The 15,719-nt window shown below is 62.7% G+C and carries 14 protein-coding genes and 1 pseudogene; 12 read left to right on the forward strand and 3 right to left on the reverse strand.

The window, feature by feature from the left end; all coding sequences use genetic code 11:
* A pseudogene (locus P0D80_RS41930) lies at positions 1-216 on the reverse strand (flavodoxin); the annotation flags it as partial.
* 306 nt (positions 217-522) lie between these two features.
* On the opposite strand from P0D80_RS41930, the gene P0D80_RS41935 reads away from it, so the two are divergent.
* The 8 genes from P0D80_RS41935 (at position 523) to P0D80_RS41970 (ending at position 10,898) form a co-directional block, all read left to right on the forward strand.
* Positions 523-762, forward strand: coding sequence for a hypothetical protein (locus tag P0D80_RS41935; protein WP_408292553.1), 240 nt, complete (start codon positions 523-525; stop codon positions 760-762).
* Positions 763-797: 35 nt separating this feature from the next.
* Positions 798-2,258: an MBL fold metallo-hydrolase RNA specificity domain-containing protein gene (locus tag P0D80_RS41940; protein WP_408292555.1), complete on the forward strand. Its 1,461-nt coding sequence runs from the start codon at positions 798-800 to the stop codon at positions 2,256-2,258.
* A 33-nt stretch (positions 2,259-2,291) separates the two neighbouring features.
* Positions 2,292-3,773 carry an arginine-ornithine antiporter gene (arcD, locus tag P0D80_RS41945; RefSeq protein WP_408292557.1) on the forward strand — a complete coding sequence of 494 codons (1,482 nt, stop codon included), beginning with the start codon at positions 2,292-2,294 and terminating at the stop codon, positions 3,771-3,773.
* Positions 3,774-3,798: 25 nt separating this feature from the next.
* Positions 3,799-5,016 (forward strand): arginine deiminase, encoded by a 1,218-nt coding sequence (locus tag P0D80_RS41950; protein ID WP_408292559.1) that lies wholly within the window; start codon positions 3,799-3,801, stop codon positions 5,014-5,016.
* A 38-nt stretch (positions 5,017-5,054) separates the two neighbouring features.
* On the forward strand, positions 5,055-6,053 hold the full coding sequence (gene argF, locus P0D80_RS41955; RefSeq protein WP_408292561.1) for an ornithine carbamoyltransferase: 999 nt from the start codon (positions 5,055-5,057) through the stop codon (positions 6,051-6,053).
* A 9-nt stretch (positions 6,054-6,062) separates the two neighbouring features.
* Complete coding sequence (arcC, locus tag P0D80_RS41960) at positions 6,063-6,974, forward strand: carbamate kinase (protein ID WP_408292563.1); 912 nt, start codon at positions 6,063-6,065, stop codon at positions 6,972-6,974.
* Positions 6,975-7,700: 726 nt separating this feature from the next.
* Positions 7,701-9,491: a PHA/PHB synthase family protein gene (locus tag P0D80_RS41965; RefSeq protein ID WP_408292565.1), complete on the forward strand. Its 1,791-nt coding sequence runs from the start codon at positions 7,701-7,703 to the stop codon at positions 9,489-9,491.
* Positions 9,492-9,500: 9 nt separating this feature from the next.
* The gene (locus tag P0D80_RS41970) at positions 9,501-10,898 is read left to right on the forward strand and encodes a bifunctional enoyl-CoA hydratase/phosphate acetyltransferase (protein ID WP_408292567.1); all 1,398 of its coding nucleotides are present in this window, start codon (positions 9,501-9,503) and stop codon (positions 10,896-10,898) included.
* Positions 10,899-11,042: 144 nt separating this feature from the next.
* Here the strand turns inward: P0D80_RS41970 and P0D80_RS41975 are convergent, their stop codons facing one another.
* Complete coding sequence (locus tag P0D80_RS41975) at positions 11,043-11,252, reverse strand: hypothetical protein (RefSeq protein ID WP_408292569.1); 210 nt, start codon at positions 11,250-11,252, stop codon at positions 11,043-11,045.
* Between the two features lie 194 nt (positions 11,253-11,446).
* Between P0D80_RS41975 and P0D80_RS41980 the strand changes: the two genes are divergently transcribed.
* Genes P0D80_RS41980 through P0D80_RS41990 form a run of 3 tightly spaced genes read left to right on the forward strand, consistent with a single transcriptional unit; the run spans position 11,447 to position 13,665 of the window.
* A complete protein-coding gene (locus tag P0D80_RS41980; RefSeq protein WP_408292571.1) occupies positions 11,447-12,283 on the forward strand; it encodes a universal stress protein in 837 nt (278 codons plus the stop codon).
* 48 nt (positions 12,284-12,331) lie between these two features.
* Positions 12,332-12,838, forward strand: coding sequence for a universal stress protein (locus tag P0D80_RS41985; RefSeq protein WP_408292573.1), 507 nt, complete (start codon positions 12,332-12,334; stop codon positions 12,836-12,838).
* Positions 12,835-13,665, forward strand: a complete 831-nt coding sequence (locus P0D80_RS41990; protein ID WP_408292575.1) for a universal stress protein — start codon at positions 12,835-12,837, stop codon at positions 13,663-13,665. Before P0D80_RS41985 ends, P0D80_RS41990 begins: the two co-directional genes overlap by 4 nt.
* 113 nt (positions 13,666-13,778) lie before the next feature.
* Here the strand turns inward: P0D80_RS41990 and P0D80_RS41995 are convergent, their stop codons facing one another.
* Positions 13,779-14,255, reverse strand: a complete 477-nt coding sequence (locus P0D80_RS41995; protein ID WP_408292577.1) for a universal stress protein — start codon at positions 14,253-14,255, stop codon at positions 13,779-13,781.
* Positions 14,256-14,879: 624 nt separating this feature from the next.
* Here P0D80_RS41995 and P0D80_RS42000 point away from each other — a divergent pair.
* Positions 14,880-15,662, forward strand: a complete 783-nt coding sequence (locus tag P0D80_RS42000) for a helix-turn-helix domain-containing protein (RefSeq protein ID WP_408292579.1) — start codon at positions 14,880-14,882, stop codon at positions 15,660-15,662.
* Positions 15,663-15,719 lie beyond the last annotated feature (57 nt).

The raw sequence follows: 15,719 nt of genomic DNA on the forward strand, positions 1-15,719 counted from the left end.
ATACGCCGAGACATCCCGCCCCGCCGGTACGATTTCAACGTGCCGCTTGCGGATCGCATCGACTAACGAGCGCAGATAGCCGCCGGGTCCTTCGCGATTGCTGCAGTCGCAGATCTCCTCGAGATCGGCGTCCAGCATCCCTGCAAGCGCCGACGCAAGTGAACGCGTGGTGTCGGTGCGCGAGTAATAGACGACAAGAACTTTAGCTTCGGACATTTCGATCTCCGTACCACGTGCCGTTATGCGTTCACATGCGGGATCCGCAGTGCCTGTCCCGAGCATAGGCGTGGCTGGGAGAGTTCTCATGATCCATGTCAAGCATCGAACTCGACCATCACTACTGCGCCATTGGCGTGTAGGAAATGCCTGACATGAGCGTAGGACGCCCTACGCGAAGCTCAGCGTCACCTGATTTCTATCCGCCGTGCCCTGACCAATACTGACTTTCAGGACAGCAGCAATCGAAAGCCCTCGCGACGCCCGCGATAAGCGTGCCGAGGTTGACCTGTAAGGAGACCGGCCATGCCGAACGATACCTTTTCCGTCCATGCCACTGCGCAGGCCGGACAAGCGCAGGACACACGCGATGCCGCCAGCGAACTCGAAGAAATTCTCGCGCTGGCCCGCGACTCCGGAATGCTGATCACGCTGGACGGGCAAATCGGGCGCGAGAAATACCAAAGCATCGCCGGCTCACTGCACGCCTTCAAACGCTTCGCTGAGGCGCTCTGCAACAACTTCGGTCAACGCGCGGCAACGTGACCAGCATGCGGCCTATTCATCAAAAGAGGTGAGGCATGAAGCTGACTTTTCTAGGCGCGGCAGAAACTGTCACCGGCTCGAGGTATCTGCTGGAGGGAGCCGGCCTTCGGGTGCTGATCGACTGCGGGCTCTTTCAGGGCACAAAGAATCTGCGACTGCGTAACTGGGGCGCATTCCCGGTTCCGGTCGAAACGCTCGATGCCGTGATACTGACGCATGCCCACGTGGACCACAGCGGGTATCTGCCGGTCCTCGCGCGGATGGGATACCGGGGGCCGGTCTATTGCACCCGTGGCACCCGCGAGCTGTGCGAAGTGATGTTGCGCGACAGCGCAAAACTCCAGGAAGAAGAAGCCGTCTTCGCGAACCGCCATGGATTTTCGAAACATCATCCGGCACTGCCGCTATACACCCTCGAAGATGCCGAAAAGGCGCTGCAGTTGCTCGTGCCGCGCGAATTCGATGTACCGAAGCAACTGAACGAGCACGCGTGCTTCCGGCTGTTGCCGTCCGGGCACATTCTGGGCGCCGCAAGTGTCGTGCTGTGCATGGAAGGCAAGGTTGTCGCCTTCTCTGGCGACGTTGGCCGACCGAACGATCCAATCATGCGTCCGCCCATGCCGTTCGCGCACGCTGACTATCTCGTGGTGGAGTCCACCTACGGAGATCGTGTGCACGAAGCAGCCGACCCTGCCACGCAACTGGCCGAAATCTTCCAGTGCACCTTCGCGCAAGGCGGTGTTGTGGTGATCCCGAGTTTCGCGGTGGGCCGGACGCAATCCATTCTTCATTACATCGCGCAGTTGAAGGCGAGCGGGCGGATGGTCAATGTGCCGGTCTACCTCGACAGTCCGATGGCATCCAGCGTCACACAGCTTTACCGGCATCACGTGGGCGAACACCGCCTGAGCATGACCGAAGCCAATGCGATCAGCCACGCGGCTGAGATGGTGCGTACCGTCGACGAATCCAAAGCCGTGTCTGCGCGGCACGGCCCGATGGTGGTGATCGCCGGCAGCGGCATGGCGACGGGCGGACGGGTCGTGCATCACCTGAAAACGTTCGCGCCCGATAGCCGCAACACCATCGTGCTGGTCGGCTATCAGGCGGCCGGCACGCGTGGGGCGGCCCTTGCCGACCATGTACCTGCGATCAAGATCCACGGCGACTACGTGCCGGTGCGGGCCTCGGTCGTCTCGCTTTCATCGCTGTCCGCCCATGCCGACTATCGGGAATTGACGGATTGGCTTCGTTCCATGTCCGTCGCGCCGAAGCGCGTGTTCCTGACGCATGGCGAACCGGCTGCCGCCGATGCGCTACGGCGTCATCTCGATGAATCGCTGCACTGGCGCTGCGAGGTACCCATCTACCTCGAAACCGTCGAACTGCCAGGGTCGAATGCAGTGACAGGCATTCATCCGTGCGATGCCACCGCCATGTCCAACGTCGAAGCGGCTGATCCAGATCAACTGGCCAGACCGCCCGAAGTGTCCTAATCAACGCATCCTGCACATTACCGAGGTCGTGTCATGAAGAATCTAGCGGATTCATTTGCGAGCCCGTCGGCACCCCGGCCAGCCACGCGCACTACGGCAGGGGCGGCGAAACCATTGCGGCTCGGCCTGCTGACGGCGCTGGTGATAGGTTCGATGATCGGCAGCGGCGTGTTTTCACTGCCGCAGAACATGGCCTCGGGCGCAGGCGCCGCCGCGGTACTAATCGGCTGGCTGATCACCGGCGTAGGCATGCTGATGCTTGCATTCGTCTATCAAACCCTGACGACGCGAAAGCCCGAACTCGATAACGGCATCTACGCGTACGCAAAAGCAGGTGCCGGCGACTTCGTCGGCTTCAATTCGGCGTGGGGTTACTGGGTCAGCGCATGGATCGGCAATGTCGGTTATCTCGTCATTGTGTTCGGCACGCTGGGCTATTTCTTCCCCGTATTCGGTGACGGCAATACGCGCGCCGCGGTGCTGGGCGCGTCGATCGGGCTGTGGCTGATGCACGCGGTGATCCTGCGTGGCGTACGCAGCGCGGCAGTGCTGAATGCGATCACCACGGTCGCGAAGGTCATCCCGCTGCTGCTGTTCATCCTGCTGGCGGTCGCGGCCTTCAGAAGCCATGTCTTCACACACGACTTCTGGGGCAGCCCGAAACTCGGCAGCGTGTTCACCCAAGTCAAAAGCACGATGTTGATCACAGTGTGGGTGTTCATCGGCATCGAGGGCGCCAACGTGTTTTCTGCACGTGCGCAGCGCCGGGAAGACATTGGCCGGGCAACGCTGCTTGGCTTCGCCGTCGTGTTGCTGCTGCTGATGGCGGTCTCGCTGCTATCGCTTGGCATCGTCTCGCAGAGCGAACTGGCCGCCATGAAAAATCCGTCGATGGCGGGTGTGCTGGACAAAGCCGTCGGCACATGGGGAGCCGTGCTGATCAGCATCGGCCTGCTGGTTTCGGTGGGCGGGGCGTTGCTGGCGTGGACCCTGCTCGCGGCCGAAACGCTCTTCACACCGGCGAGCGGTGGCGTGATGCCCGCGTTCCTTTCGCGTGAAAACAGCCATGGCGTGCCGGCCAATGCGCTGTGGGTAACAAACGGGCTGGTCCAGCTATTTCTGGTCATCACGCTCGTGTCGAACGCGACGTATCAGGCGCTGATCTCGCTCGCGACCTCGATGATCCTGGTTCCTTATCTGTTCTCCGCGGTGTACGCCACCCGGATCGCCATGCGCGGCGAAGGCTATGCGGCGACCGACACCGTTCGCAGCCGTGACGTGCTGATTGGCGGCGCCGCAACGATCTACTGCTGCTGGCTGCTCTATGCAGCCGGCCCGAAATATCTGCTGCTCTCCGCGCTGCTCTATGCGCCCGGCGTACTCCTCTACGGCTGGGCGAAGCGCGAGCGCCACGCACGTCTGTTCAAGCCTTTTGAAGTCGTCATTCTCGCCGCCCTGATCGTCCTTGCCGCAACCGCCGCCTGGCTGTTGTCGAGCGGCGCGCTCGGCCTCTAAGCCGTCGATCCTCGGGAGAACCTCTATGACATTCGGCGTCTATTCGGAAGTCGGTACCCTGCGCAAGGTGATCGTCTGCCGCCCCGGGCTCGCCCAGGCGCGCCTCACACCGGCTAATTGCCGCGAACTGCTGTTCGACGACGTATTGTGGGTCTCGCAGGCGAAGAACGACCACTATGCGTTTGTCAGTGCGATGCAGGAGCGCGGTGTCGACGTGCTCGACCTGCATGACCTGCTTGTTGACGTCCTGCGAGGCCGGGAAGCACGTGACTGGATACTCGGACACAAGCTGTCCAGCAGCACCGTTGATCAGGAATTGTCCGAGCAACTGCTGCCGTGGCTCGACGAGATGAGCGCGGACGAACTCGCCACGCGCCTGATCGGCGGGATCGTACGGGCCGAACTGCCGTTCGAACCTGCCGGGCTGGTCGCGCAATCCACGGAGCCAGCCGGCTTTCTGCTGCCGCCGCTGCCCAACACCCTGTTCACACGCGACAACAGTTGCTGGATCAACGACGGCGTCGTACTCGGCTCGATGTACTGGCCGGCGCGGCGCCAGGAAACGCTGCTGAGTGCGGCCATCTATCGGTTCCATCCGTTGTTCAGCGGCGGGACGCGCATCTGGTGGGGCGATCCGGCAACCGATCATGGCGGCGCCACGCTGGAAGGCGGCGATGTGATGCCGCTATCGCGCGACGTCGTCATGATCGGCATGGGCGAGCGCACTTCGCCGCAGGGCGTCGCGCAGCTTGCGCGCGCGCTCTTCGCACGTGAATCAGTCAAGCAGGTCATCGCCGCGCAGTTGCCCCGGTCGCGCGGCGCCATGCATCTCGACACGGTCTTCACCTTCTGCGACCACGACCTGGTCACGATCTTCCCCGAGGTGGTCGACGGCATCCGCTGCACCACTCTGCGTCCTTCACAAACGCCCGGCAAGCTCGACGTGCGGCCGGAAACCATGCCGTTTCTTGATGTGGTGGCGCGCGCGCTGGGCCTGAAAGAGCTGCGCACCGTGGCGACAGGCGGCGATACATGGGAGGCCGAGCGCGAACAGTGGGACGACGGCAACAACGTGATCGCGCTCGCACCCGGGGTCGTCGTTGCCTACAACCGGAATGTCTACACGAACACGCTGCTGCGCAAGGCAGGCGTCGAGGTCATCACCATTCCGAGCGGCGAACTGGGCCGCGGGCGTGGCGGCGGCCATTGCATGACCTGCCCGATCGAACGCGATCCCGTCTGACGCAGTCCGCTTCCCACACATTTCGAGGAATTGCTTCCATGGCATTCAACCTGCGCAACCGAAGCCTGCTCAACATGCAGGATTTCACTCCGCGCGACATCCGTTTTCTTCTCGACCTTGCAGCCGAACTCAAACGTGCGAAGTATGCCGGCAACGAGGTCCCCCGGCTCAACGGCAAGAACGTCGCACTCATTTTCGAAAAGACGTCGACGCGCACGCGCTGCGCGTTCGAGGTGGCCGTGCACGACCAGGGGGGCCACGTCACCTACATCGATTCGGCAAGCTCCCAGCTCGGGCGCAAGGAGTCGCTCAAGGATACGGCACGCGTACTCGGCCGGCTTTACGACGGCATCGAATATCGCGGCTTTCATCAGAGCGTCGTGGAGGACCTGGCGACATATTCCCACGTGCCGGTATGGAACGGCCTGACCGATGAATTTCATCCGACCCAGGTGCTCGCTGACCTGCTGACGATGCAGGAATTCGGCGAAAAACCGCTGCATGAATTGTCGTTCTGCTATCTCGGCGACGCGCGTTTCAACATGGGCAATTCGCTGCTGATCGGCGGCGTACAGATGGGCATGGACGTACGCATCGCCGCGCCGCGCGAGCTGTGGCCACAGGATGAACTCGTGCAGCAGATGCGGCGTCTCGCGGAACGGACCGGCGCTCGCGTGAACCTCGTCGAGGATCCGCACGAAGGAGTGAGCGGCGCCGACTTCGTCTATACGGACGTCTGGGTATCGATGGGCGAGCCAATGGAGGCATGGAGCGCGCGCATCGATCTGCTGCTGCCCTTTCAGGTCAATGCCGCGCTGATGAAGGCGACCGGCAAGCCGCGCACACGGTTCATGCATTGCCTGCCGGCTTATCACAACCTGGATACAGACACCGGCCGGCAAATCCACGAGCGCTTCGGCCTCTCCGAACTGGAGGTCAGCGACGAAGTCTTCGAGTCGAATGCGTCGATCGTATTTTCGCAGGCCGAGAACCGGATGCACACGATCAAAGCCGTACTTGTGGCGACGCTCGCTTAAGGAGCTGTCATGCGTATTCTGATTGCGCTGGGCGGCAATGCGCTGCTGAGGCGCGACGAACCGATGACGGTTCCAGCCCAGATCGCCAACATCCGCCGTGCCGCGTTGCAGATCGCCCGGCTCGCCGGCGATAACCAGCTGATCATCGCCCACGGCAACGGGCCTCAGGTCGGACTCCTGGCATTGCAGGCGGCCGCAGCGGGTGCGGCATGTGCTGCTCCGCTCGACGTGCTCGACGCGGAGTCGGAAGGCATGATCGGCTACCTTCTCGAGCAGGAACTGGCCAACGCGCTTCCCGCTGAGCGTCAGGTCGTGACCCTGCTCACACGTGTCGAGGTCGACGCCGCCGATCCGGCTTTTCAGCACCCCACGAAGCCAATCGGACCTGTCTATGCCGAGGGCGACGCCAAACGTCTGGCGATACTCAACGGCTGGGTGGTCGCGCAGGATGGGAATGGCTTCCGCCGTGTCGTCGCGTCGCCGAAACCGCAGCGTATCGTGCCCCTTCAGCCAATCGAATGGCTGCTCGCTCACGACGTCATCGTGGTCGCGGCGGGCGGCGGAGGCATTCCGGTCACGCTCGCCAGCGATGGCAGGAGCCGCACTGGCGTGGAGGCCGTGATCGACAAGGACCTGTGCAGTGCGCTGCTTGCCGCCGACGTGGGTGCCGACTTGCTGTTGATTGCGACGGATGTCGATGCGGTTTACGCCGACTGGCGCACGCCGGGCGAACGCGCGCTCGGTGAGATCTCGGTGGCGGCTCTTCGGTCAATGTCTTTCCCTACGGGCTCCATGGGGCCGAAGGTTGAAGCCGCGTGCGAGTTTGTCGCGCGTACTGGCCGGACGGCCGTTATCGGCTCGCTTGACCACATTCAGGAGATGGCACTCGGCAAGGCGGGGACACGCGTCACGCCTGTGTAGGCATGGTGATACCAGCCGTCACGACCGCCACAAGAATCCTTTTGTACATGGCTAACTATCGCACAAGGGTGCGCCTGAAGCGACGCATTGGAAGACCGTCCGCTGCATCGCCCCGCTCATTCGCCGCAGTCGTGCCCGTATGGACCAAACAAGGCGAGTATCCGGGAGGCCGCGAGCACCCAGAAGCGACGATGGCAAGGACAGGGGCAATCGCCGGCGGGGTCATGATCATGATGTCGATTAGCATGCATGGCTTCTCCTTGAAGTCGTTGCCTGGTGGCGGCCGCGGAGACATCCCAAGACCTACTCCGTCCCAAGCAGTACACCTGCGAAGTTCAGTGCGAGGTTTGCGCCAAATCAAATCTTACGCAGCGGCCGGGGTCGGCTACTTCCTGCCGATCTGCCGACCCGCTCGTTCGGCATGCACCCGCCCCAACTGACGCATGCCGGATAGCGGTCACGCTTGTGTCGAGTTCCCCGGCCATCCTCTTTGACAAAGATCAACGGCAGCGGCTACCGAGCGGCTAGAGTCCCAGAGGTCGGGGGGGTGTTGCTTCGCAACAATTCCAGCGTACCCCTTGAGATGCCAGTGCAGTGCATTTGCATCCGGAAAACCCGCGGAAGTGGCATTGCTTCAGACACGGCCGTTCCTTCATGAACGAGCGGCGTCGCGGCAACCCGGGCGATGTCGTCGAATGCAGCACACTCGAACGCAGAGGAATCTGAATGGACACCCGCACGCGAGTCATCGGCGCCGACGCTGCCAGCAGAATGGGCGGCTCGCCGCCCCTTCCCCAAAACAATGCTTTTCGCGATCTGGACCACGCGAAAGAGGCGCTCATCGCTCGCATGACGGCGGGTCTGTCGCCAGCGTCGCTGCGCGCCACGGTGTCCGACTGGCTGATCCATCTCATGGCTGCGCCAGGCAAGCAACTCGAACTGGCCTCGCTGTGTGTATCGAATGCGAAACGATTATCCGAGTATTGCCTGACCCTCGCGCTCGGCCAGCAACCGCCGGAGTTGACCGTGCCACCGCCTACGGATTATCGGTTTCACGCCCCTGAGTGGCAGGCCGAGCCGTACCGATTGTGGTACCAGAGCTTCCTGCTCGTCGAACAATGGTGGGACACGGCGACCCGCGCCGTGCCCGGTACCACTCGCCATCATGAAGATGTTGTAGCTTTCATTGCGCGTCAAGTGCTCGACATTCTGGCGCCTGCGAATTTCGTGTTGACCAACCCCGAAGTTTCCCACCGCGTTGCGGCAACATGTGGTTTGAGCCTGGTTCAGGGATACCAGAACGCGCTCGAGGATGTCTCCCGCGTGGTGTGTGGCAAACCCGCCGTAGGTCTGGATCAGTTCAAGGTCGGCGTCAACCTTGCCGCCACACCCGGCGAAGTCGTGTTCCGTAATCGCTTGATCGAACTCATACAGTACAGCCCCGCAAGCGACTCGGTTCTCGCCGAACCGATCCTGATCGTCCCGGCGTGGATCATGAAGTACTACATCCTGGACCTGTCGCCGCACAACTCGCTCATTCGCTATCTCGTCGAGCAAGGCCACACGGTGTTCTGCATCTCGTGGCGTAACGTGGATGCCGGGGACCGCGACCTGAGTCTTGAAGACTACCGGCGACTCGGCGTGATGGCTGCGCTCGACACCATCTCGGGAACTATCCCGGATCGCGGAGTCCACGCAACCGGTTATTGCCTCGGCGGGACGTTGCTGTCGATCGCTGCTGCGGCCATGGCCGATGCCGGCGATGAACGGCTTGCGTCAGTGACACTTTTTGCCGCGCAGACGGACTTCACCGAGCCTGGTGAGTTGCAACTCTTCATCGACGACAGCGAAGTCTATTTCCTCGAAAGCATGATGTGGTCGCAGGGCTATCTCAGTGCGAATCAGATGTCCGCCGCGTTTCAGCTGCTTCAGTCGAACGATCTGATCTGGTCGCGGCTGATACACGACTATCTGCTCGGAGACCGCGCTCCCGCGATCGACCTGATGGCCTGGAACGCCGACGCGACCCGGATGCCTTACCGCATGCATTCCGAGTATCTGAGGCGACTCTTCCTCAACAACGATCTGGCCTCCGGTCGGTACCTGGTCAACCGGCGGCCTGTTGCGATTCGCAACATCCGAGCACCCATGTTCGTGGTAGGCACGGAGCGCGACCATATCGCGCCATGGCGGTCCGTCTACAAGATTCACAACCTGTCCGACACCGACGTCACGTTCGTGTTGACAAGCGGCGGTCACAACGCGGGCATCGTGAGCGAGCCAGGACATCCGCGCCGGCACTTCAGGATGAGACTGAGTGCGGCCGACGATCTTCGCATTGGCCCCGAGGAATGGCTGGCCGATGCGAATATCCTGGACGGGTCGTGGTGGCCCACATGGAGCGAGTGGCTCAAAGCACATTCGAGCACGCAGCGTGTGACGCCGCCGCCGATGTCACTCGACGCGAGCGGTCGAGCCCTCGCGGACGCGCCCGGCTCTTACGTTTTTCAGGTCTAGGAGACATCCGTGAACGATAACCTGTTGCGCAACCGGACGTTCGATGAAATCGAGATCGGCGAATCGGCATCGCTGGCGCGCGTCGCTGTACAGAACGACATCGATCTGTTCGCCGCGATCTCCGGCGACGTCAATCCCGCCCACATGGATGCCGTGTTCGCATCGGGCGATCCGTTCGGTCATGTGGTGGTCCACGGCATGTGGACCGGCGCGTTGATTTCCGCCCTGCTGGGCACCAGGCTGCCCGGCCCCGGCACCATCTATCTCGACCAGACCTTGCAGTTCCGCCATCCGGTCGCGCCAGGCGACACCATTACCGCCACCGTCACGGTCACGGAAAAACGCCCGGACAAGCACATTGTGCTGCTCGACACCTGCTGCACGAACCAGGCCGGCGACCCCGTCCTGTTGGGGACGGCGACAGTCATTGCACCCTCGGCGTCGGTCGTGTGGCGCTCGGCACCCCGCCCGGACGTCGCCGTACGCCGTCACGCCCGCTACGAGGCATTCATCCGGGAAGCGCGCGTGCGCCCCGCGCTGCGCACGGCGATCGTCCATCCGTGCTCCGTGGAAGCCATCCAGGCCGCGATCGATGCCCGTGACGAAGGCCTGATCGATCCAATACTGATCGGCCCGGAGACGAAAATCCGCGCGGCGGCCGAGGCTGCCAATGTGAGCCTCGCGGGCATACCCATCGAAGCGGTCGAACATAGCCACGCGGCTGCCGCACGTGCGGTGGCGATGGGTGCGTCCGGTCAGGTTGCCGCCTTGATGAAAGGCAGCCTGCATACGGACGAACTACTCGCCGCTGTCGTCGCGCCGGCGTCCGGCCTGCGCACGGAGCGTCGCATCAGTCACGTCTACGCAATGGATGTGCCGGCCTATTCGAAACCGCTCGTTGTCACGGACGCCGCCGTCAATATCACGCCGTCTCTCGAACATAAGCGCGACATCTGCCAGAACGCGATCGACCTGCTGCATGTCCTCGGCGTCGAACTGCCGCGGGTTGCGGTGCTTGCCGCCGTGGAAACGGTGAGCGCAAACATGCCGACCACGCTCGACGCAGCCGCCCTCACCGTCATGGCAGCACGCGGCCAGATCACCGGTGCGCTGGTCGATGGCCCGCTGGCTTTCGACAATGCCATCAGTTTCGCGGCAGCGAAAACCAAACAGATCAATTCGCCCGTCGCAGGTCAGGCGGACATTCTGCTGGTTCCGGATCTCGAAGCGGGCAACATGCTCGCAAAACAGCTGGTGTACTTCGCGGGCGCCGATGCAGCGGGCCTCGTGCTCGGCGCCCGCTTGCCGATCATTGTGACCAGCCGCGCGGACGGCGCTCGTGCTCGCCTCGCTTCCGCGGCGCTCGCCAAGCTGGCCGCTGAACGCGCTCCGCGAGGACCGATCTGATCATGAACGCCCCACTCCTGTTGACGTTCAACCCGGCTCGTCGACAGTCAAGCTCAGCCTTTACAGCATGCCGAAACGCGGCGCATCGAGAATCGGCCATGGCGTGATCTATTTACGGCACCAGCCGCTGCGGCTCCATCTTGTTCACGACGACGGGACGGAGGACATTCCTTCAAGGCCGCCGGCACCGACGATCTCCGCGAGGTGCTCGACGAGACGCTCGGCTGGCTCGCAGCGCACTTCCCGTTCGACGGGCTGGCTTGCGTCGGCCATCGCGTCGTGCATGGCGGCGATCGTTTCAGCGGGCCAGTCGCAATCGACGATGCTGCCGTTTTTCCCGAGCGGCGCCGGCATGACGCTGACCGGTTCGACGGTCTACACAGACGCGGGCTTTCATGTCACGGCTTGAGCAGGCATCGCCGTCGGCGCACCCAGATGAAGCGTCGCGCTCTACCGCGCCGTTGATCTGAATCAACGCCGGCGACTACCCGGCTCCTAGACTCAGATCACGCGTTCATGCGCCGCTCACCCACTTCTGGAGCATTGCAATGACCTACAAGACAATCGTCGTTCACCTGGATACGAGTCAGCGCGCGCATCCCAGGCTCGAACTCGCCCTGCGGCTCGCCAGGCAGTTCGACGCCCATCTGACCGGCGTGTTTGCCGTGTTCTCGCCCGATCCGCGCTCGCTCTACGTGATGGCCGGAACCGCCGAATACTACGGTACGCACGAACAGCTGCGCGCGGAACGCCGCGGCGCGCTGGAACGGCTCTTTCATGCGGAACTGAGCCGTGCGGAAGTTGCCGGCGAGTGGATCGCCGACGACGCCCCGGCTAGCCTCGCCGTGCCGCGTCACGGCCGTTGCGCCGATCTGATCATCGCCAGCCAGGACGACCCGCACGATCCGGAATCGTACGTCGGCGACTATTTCCCTGAAAACCTGATCATGTCCGCAGGGCGGCCAGTGTTGCTGGTGCCGTACGCCGGCAGCGTCACGTCGCCCGGCGCGCACGTCATGGTCGCCTGGGACGGCGGCCGGGAAGCCACCCGCGCGGTACACGATGCGCTGCCGTTCATGCGCGCGGCGAAGACCACCACGGTCCTGACCGTCAACGGCGCGCGTGGCGAGCCGCGCCCGCGCATTCCGGGTGCCGACATCGCGACGCTCATCGCCCGGCATGGCGTAAAGGTCGAGGTCAAGGACATCGAGGCCGGCGCGGGAGCCTCGATCGGCGACACGCTGCTGTCGGCCGCCTCCGGGCTCGGCGCGGACCTGCTCGTGATGGGCGGCTACGGCCACGCGCGCTGGCGGGAACTGGTGATGGGCGGCGCAACCCGCACGGTTCTCCAGTCGATGACCGTGCCTGTGCTGATGTCGCATTGATGAAACACAGCCTTTGATCTCCAGCCGGCCCATTCAGGAGAGTGCGCCATGTACCAACAGATTCTGGTTGCCCTCGACGGCAGTGAAACCTCGGAGCGTGCGCTCGACGCGGCATTGCAACTGGCGCACGACGCCAACGCGCAATTGCAGCCGCTTTTTGTGGTGGATGTCCCGGTGATGGTATATGACGTGCCCGCTTACGACCCGTCTTATATTCGCAATGCGCTCGTGGAAGAAGGCACCCATGTGATCGACGGCGCCGTCGCGCGTATGCGCAAGGCCGGCGTACAGGGCACGCCGCGTCTCATGGAAGCCGACCCCGTGGCCGACGAGGTTGCACATTGCATCCAGCGAGCGGCCAGCGACCTCAAGGCCGACCTGGTGGTGATGGGGACGCACGGCCGTCGCGGTTTCCAGCGACTGGTGCTCGGCAGCGTCGCCGAGCGTTTTCTACGCGTCGCCGAGTGCGCGGTGCTGATGATCTCCGCGCATTGCGCGCAACCCGCGGCAAGCGCCCCGCAATCTGCGAACGAGGCTGTCAAGGAACTGTCATGACCTGCAAAACTCTCCTCGTCCATGTGGACGACAGCACCCATAGCGCCGCGCGCACCGAATTCGCGCTCGAACTGGCCCGCCGGTACGATGCACATCTGATCGGCCTTTACGTAGTGTGTCAGGACCTGACGCGGCCTATCTTTCTTCATGGCGAAGGCGCATGGATCGCTACGCACGAGGCGCAACGCGACGCCAATCTCAAAGGCGCACAGGCACACTTTCTCGCGGCGGCCGAGCGGGCCGGCCTGAGTAGCGTGGAATGGCGCGCGCCGGCCGGCCCAGCGGTCGACTCGGCAGTCCTGCACGCACGCCATGCGGATCTGCTAATTCTGGGCGAGCACGATCCAGAAGACCCTTCATCTTACATAGCCCGGCATTTTGTCGAGGATGTGGTGATGAGTTCGGGCCGGCCGGCCATCGTGCTGCCTTATGCCGGCGCAGTTCATACGTTCGCGGAAAGCGTGCTGGTTGCCTGGGACGGCAGCCGCGAGAGCGCCCGTGCCCTCGCCGACGCGCTGCCGGTTATCAAGCATGCGAAGTTTGTCACCGTGGTGACCGTGCAAACCAGCTCAGCCAGCGGCGAACCTGCCGGCATCGACGTCGCCGCATGGCTGGAAAGGCACAACATTCAAGCCGGATTTGCAACGGCACCCCGGGTGGCCGGCGTCTCCGCGGGCGCACTGCTGTTGAACATGCTTACCGACCGGCATATCGATCTGGTTGTGATGGGCGCGTACGGCCATACGCGCGTTCAGGAACGACTGCTCGGCGGTGTGACACGAACCATGCTTCAGTCGATGACCGTGCCTGTGCTGATGTCGCATTGAACCGACGCATCAGGACTCGTGGGACTCACAGGAATCACGCGGAAAGAGCCCCTCGCGTAGTTTTAAAGCGCCCGCTTGCCGGGCGCTTCTTTCTTCCGCATCGCCGCCCGGCTTCAGAGGCTCGACGTGATCTCGTCGATGTCATGCGCACGCCGAACCATGAGAACTGGCACACCGGTGCGCCGCAGGAGCGCCTCGGCCACGCTGCCCAGCAACAGGCGCCCGATCCCATGCCGTCCATGCGTGCCCATCACCACCAGATCGGCCTCGCACTCATCGGCGACACGGCAAAGCACGCTGGCAATATCCTCGCCGTAAGCGTCGATGGTGCGTGTCAAACCACGCACCTTGCGCTGATCGAACAGCGCTCGGGCGTCTTCCAGCGTGGCCATGGCGGCCTCGGCAGATGCCGTCGTACGTGCCTGCTCGTCAACGAGTCCGGTGCTCATATCGACCATTTGCGCGACATGTTCGGCCACGAACACCGCAGTCACAGTCGCCTGCGCCGCTTCAGCGATTTTCAAGGCTTCTTCGAGCGCGAGTTGAGCGGCTTGACTGCCGTCGATTGCAACGAGAATCCGTTTGTACATGACTTTCTCCCAGAACTCGCCTCGCTCCGCACGGCCGCGACCAGCAGGCGATCAGAGCTTCAGTCTGCAGTTGCGGACCAGAATTCGCTTGATGAAGATCAAGCGGCGCCATCCTGCCCCAGCGCCTGTCGGATCGCAAATTGGACGTGTCCGTCGCATCGCCGCAGGACAAACGCTCAATGAAATTGCCCACGAGTTGTCTGTCCAAGACGGTAAGCATTTATAAGACGCGCGTCCTCGAATATGTCGCTCGTAGGAAACCCCCTACACGCCTTCGTGTTCGCCTACCTGAAGTTCGTTCACCGCCGATTTTATTTTGAGATAGCGCGGCCGATACTTCAATCCATGACCTCCAGCCTCTCACGGCCCGCCCTGCGCCTGTTCCTCGTCGAGGATGCGATTTCTCTGAGGCAGCGGATGGCGGCACACCTGGGCTCGATCGACAGTGCTGAGCTCACGATCACGCTAACGAATCATTGCAGTGTGTGGTTCGGACACGCTTGCCTCGGAAGCGGCGCGCGGTAGTTCTCGACAAGACGAGCGAATTCGATCTTGCCTGCAACACGATAAAGCTAATTGCCCGCGCGCATTGCGCACGTGGCCTCTACTAAATTGGAGCACACCATGTCTGACGTCGCCGAATATCCAGAAATCATGCCGATCGCGCGCGCCCCGCTGCCGGCATTGAAAATTTTCGCGCCTGCAACGTCAGCCAAGGCCCGCACGGCCGCCAGCTGCTCCGCCTGTGCGATGCACGCGTTCTGCATGCCGCAAGGCTTGACGCATGCGGAGACAGACAGGATGGAATCCCTGATCAGCCCTTCGCGCACTATCAGAAGCGGCGAATCACTATATCGGGCCAATGATTCGTTCCAGAGCATTTATGCGGTGCGCGCCGGTTCGTTCAAAACTGTCGTCATGCACCGCGACGGCCGCGAACAGGTCACGGGTTTCAGTCTCGCCGGGAACGTGATGGGCCTCGACGGCGTGTGTTCGGGACGGCATAGCTGCGATGCACTCGCCATCGAAGACAGCAAAGTCTGCATCATTCCCTTTCATCTGCTCGAAACGATGTGCCGCGAAGTGAAGACGCTCCAGCAGCATGTGCATCGGCTGCTGGGCGGTGAGATCGTCCGCGAGGCGACCCTGATGATGCTGCTCGGCACGATGTCCGCCGACCAGCGAGTCGCCGCATTCCTGCTCAATCTGTCGAGCAGACTGAAGACACGTGGCTACTCGCCGGCGGAATTTCATCTGCGCATGACGCGCGAGGAGATTGGCAGCTACCTCGGAATGAAACTCGAAACCGTCAGCCGGATGTTCTCCAAATTTCAGAAAGACGGGCTGGTGGATACGCACGGCAAGCAGATCAGGATTCTCGATATGGAAGGCCTCGCGCGCGTCTAGTTTGCGCCACCGCGAGATCGCGGGCATTCCCTGCGACCCGGCACCCGGTTTCAGCAT

This window comes from Paraburkholderia sp. RL17-373-BIF-A (genome assembly GCF_046030175.1).
Taxonomy (GTDB): Bacteria; Pseudomonadota; Gammaproteobacteria; order Burkholderiales; family Burkholderiaceae; genus Paraburkholderia.

What these genes read in the sequence shown, in the direction of transcription:
- P0D80_RS41935 (WP_408292553.1), top strand. Translation starts at nt 523, where the DNA reads ATGCCGAACGATACCTTTTCCGTCCATGCCACTGCGCAGGCCGGACAA.
- P0D80_RS41940 (WP_408292555.1), top strand. Translation starts at nt 798, where the DNA reads ATGAAGCTGACTTTTCTAGGCGCGGCAGAAACTGTCACCGGCTCGAGG.
- arcD (WP_408292557.1), top strand. Translation starts at nt 2,292, where the DNA reads ATGAAGAATCTAGCGGATTCATTTGCGAGCCCGTCGGCACCCCGGCCA.
- P0D80_RS41950 (WP_408292559.1), top strand. Translation starts at nt 3,799, where the DNA reads ATGACATTCGGCGTCTATTCGGAAGTCGGTACCCTGCGCAAGGTGATC.
- argF (WP_408292561.1), top strand. Translation starts at nt 5,055, where the DNA reads ATGGCATTCAACCTGCGCAACCGAAGCCTGCTCAACATGCAGGATTTC.
- arcC (WP_408292563.1), top strand. Translation starts at nt 6,063, where the DNA reads ATGCGTATTCTGATTGCGCTGGGCGGCAATGCGCTGCTGAGGCGCGAC.
- P0D80_RS41965 (WP_408292565.1), top strand. Translation starts at nt 7,701, where the DNA reads ATGGACACCCGCACGCGAGTCATCGGCGCCGACGCTGCCAGCAGAATG.
- P0D80_RS41975 (WP_408292569.1), bottom strand. Translation starts at nt 11,252, where the DNA reads ATGCCGGCGCCGCTCGGGAAAAACGGCAGCATCGTCGATTGCGACTGG.
- P0D80_RS41980 (WP_408292571.1), top strand. Translation starts at nt 11,447, where the DNA reads ATGACCTACAAGACAATCGTCGTTCACCTGGATACGAGTCAGCGCGCG.
- P0D80_RS41985 (WP_408292573.1), top strand. Translation starts at nt 12,332, where the DNA reads ATGTACCAACAGATTCTGGTTGCCCTCGACGGCAGTGAAACCTCGGAG.
- P0D80_RS41990 (WP_408292575.1), top strand. Translation starts at nt 12,835, where the DNA reads ATGACCTGCAAAACTCTCCTCGTCCATGTGGACGACAGCACCCATAGC.
- P0D80_RS41995 (WP_408292577.1), bottom strand. Translation starts at nt 14,255, where the DNA reads ATGTACAAACGGATTCTCGTTGCAATCGACGGCAGTCAAGCCGCTCAA.
- P0D80_RS42000 (WP_408292579.1), top strand. Translation starts at nt 14,880, where the DNA reads ATGTCTGACGTCGCCGAATATCCAGAAATCATGCCGATCGCGCGCGCC.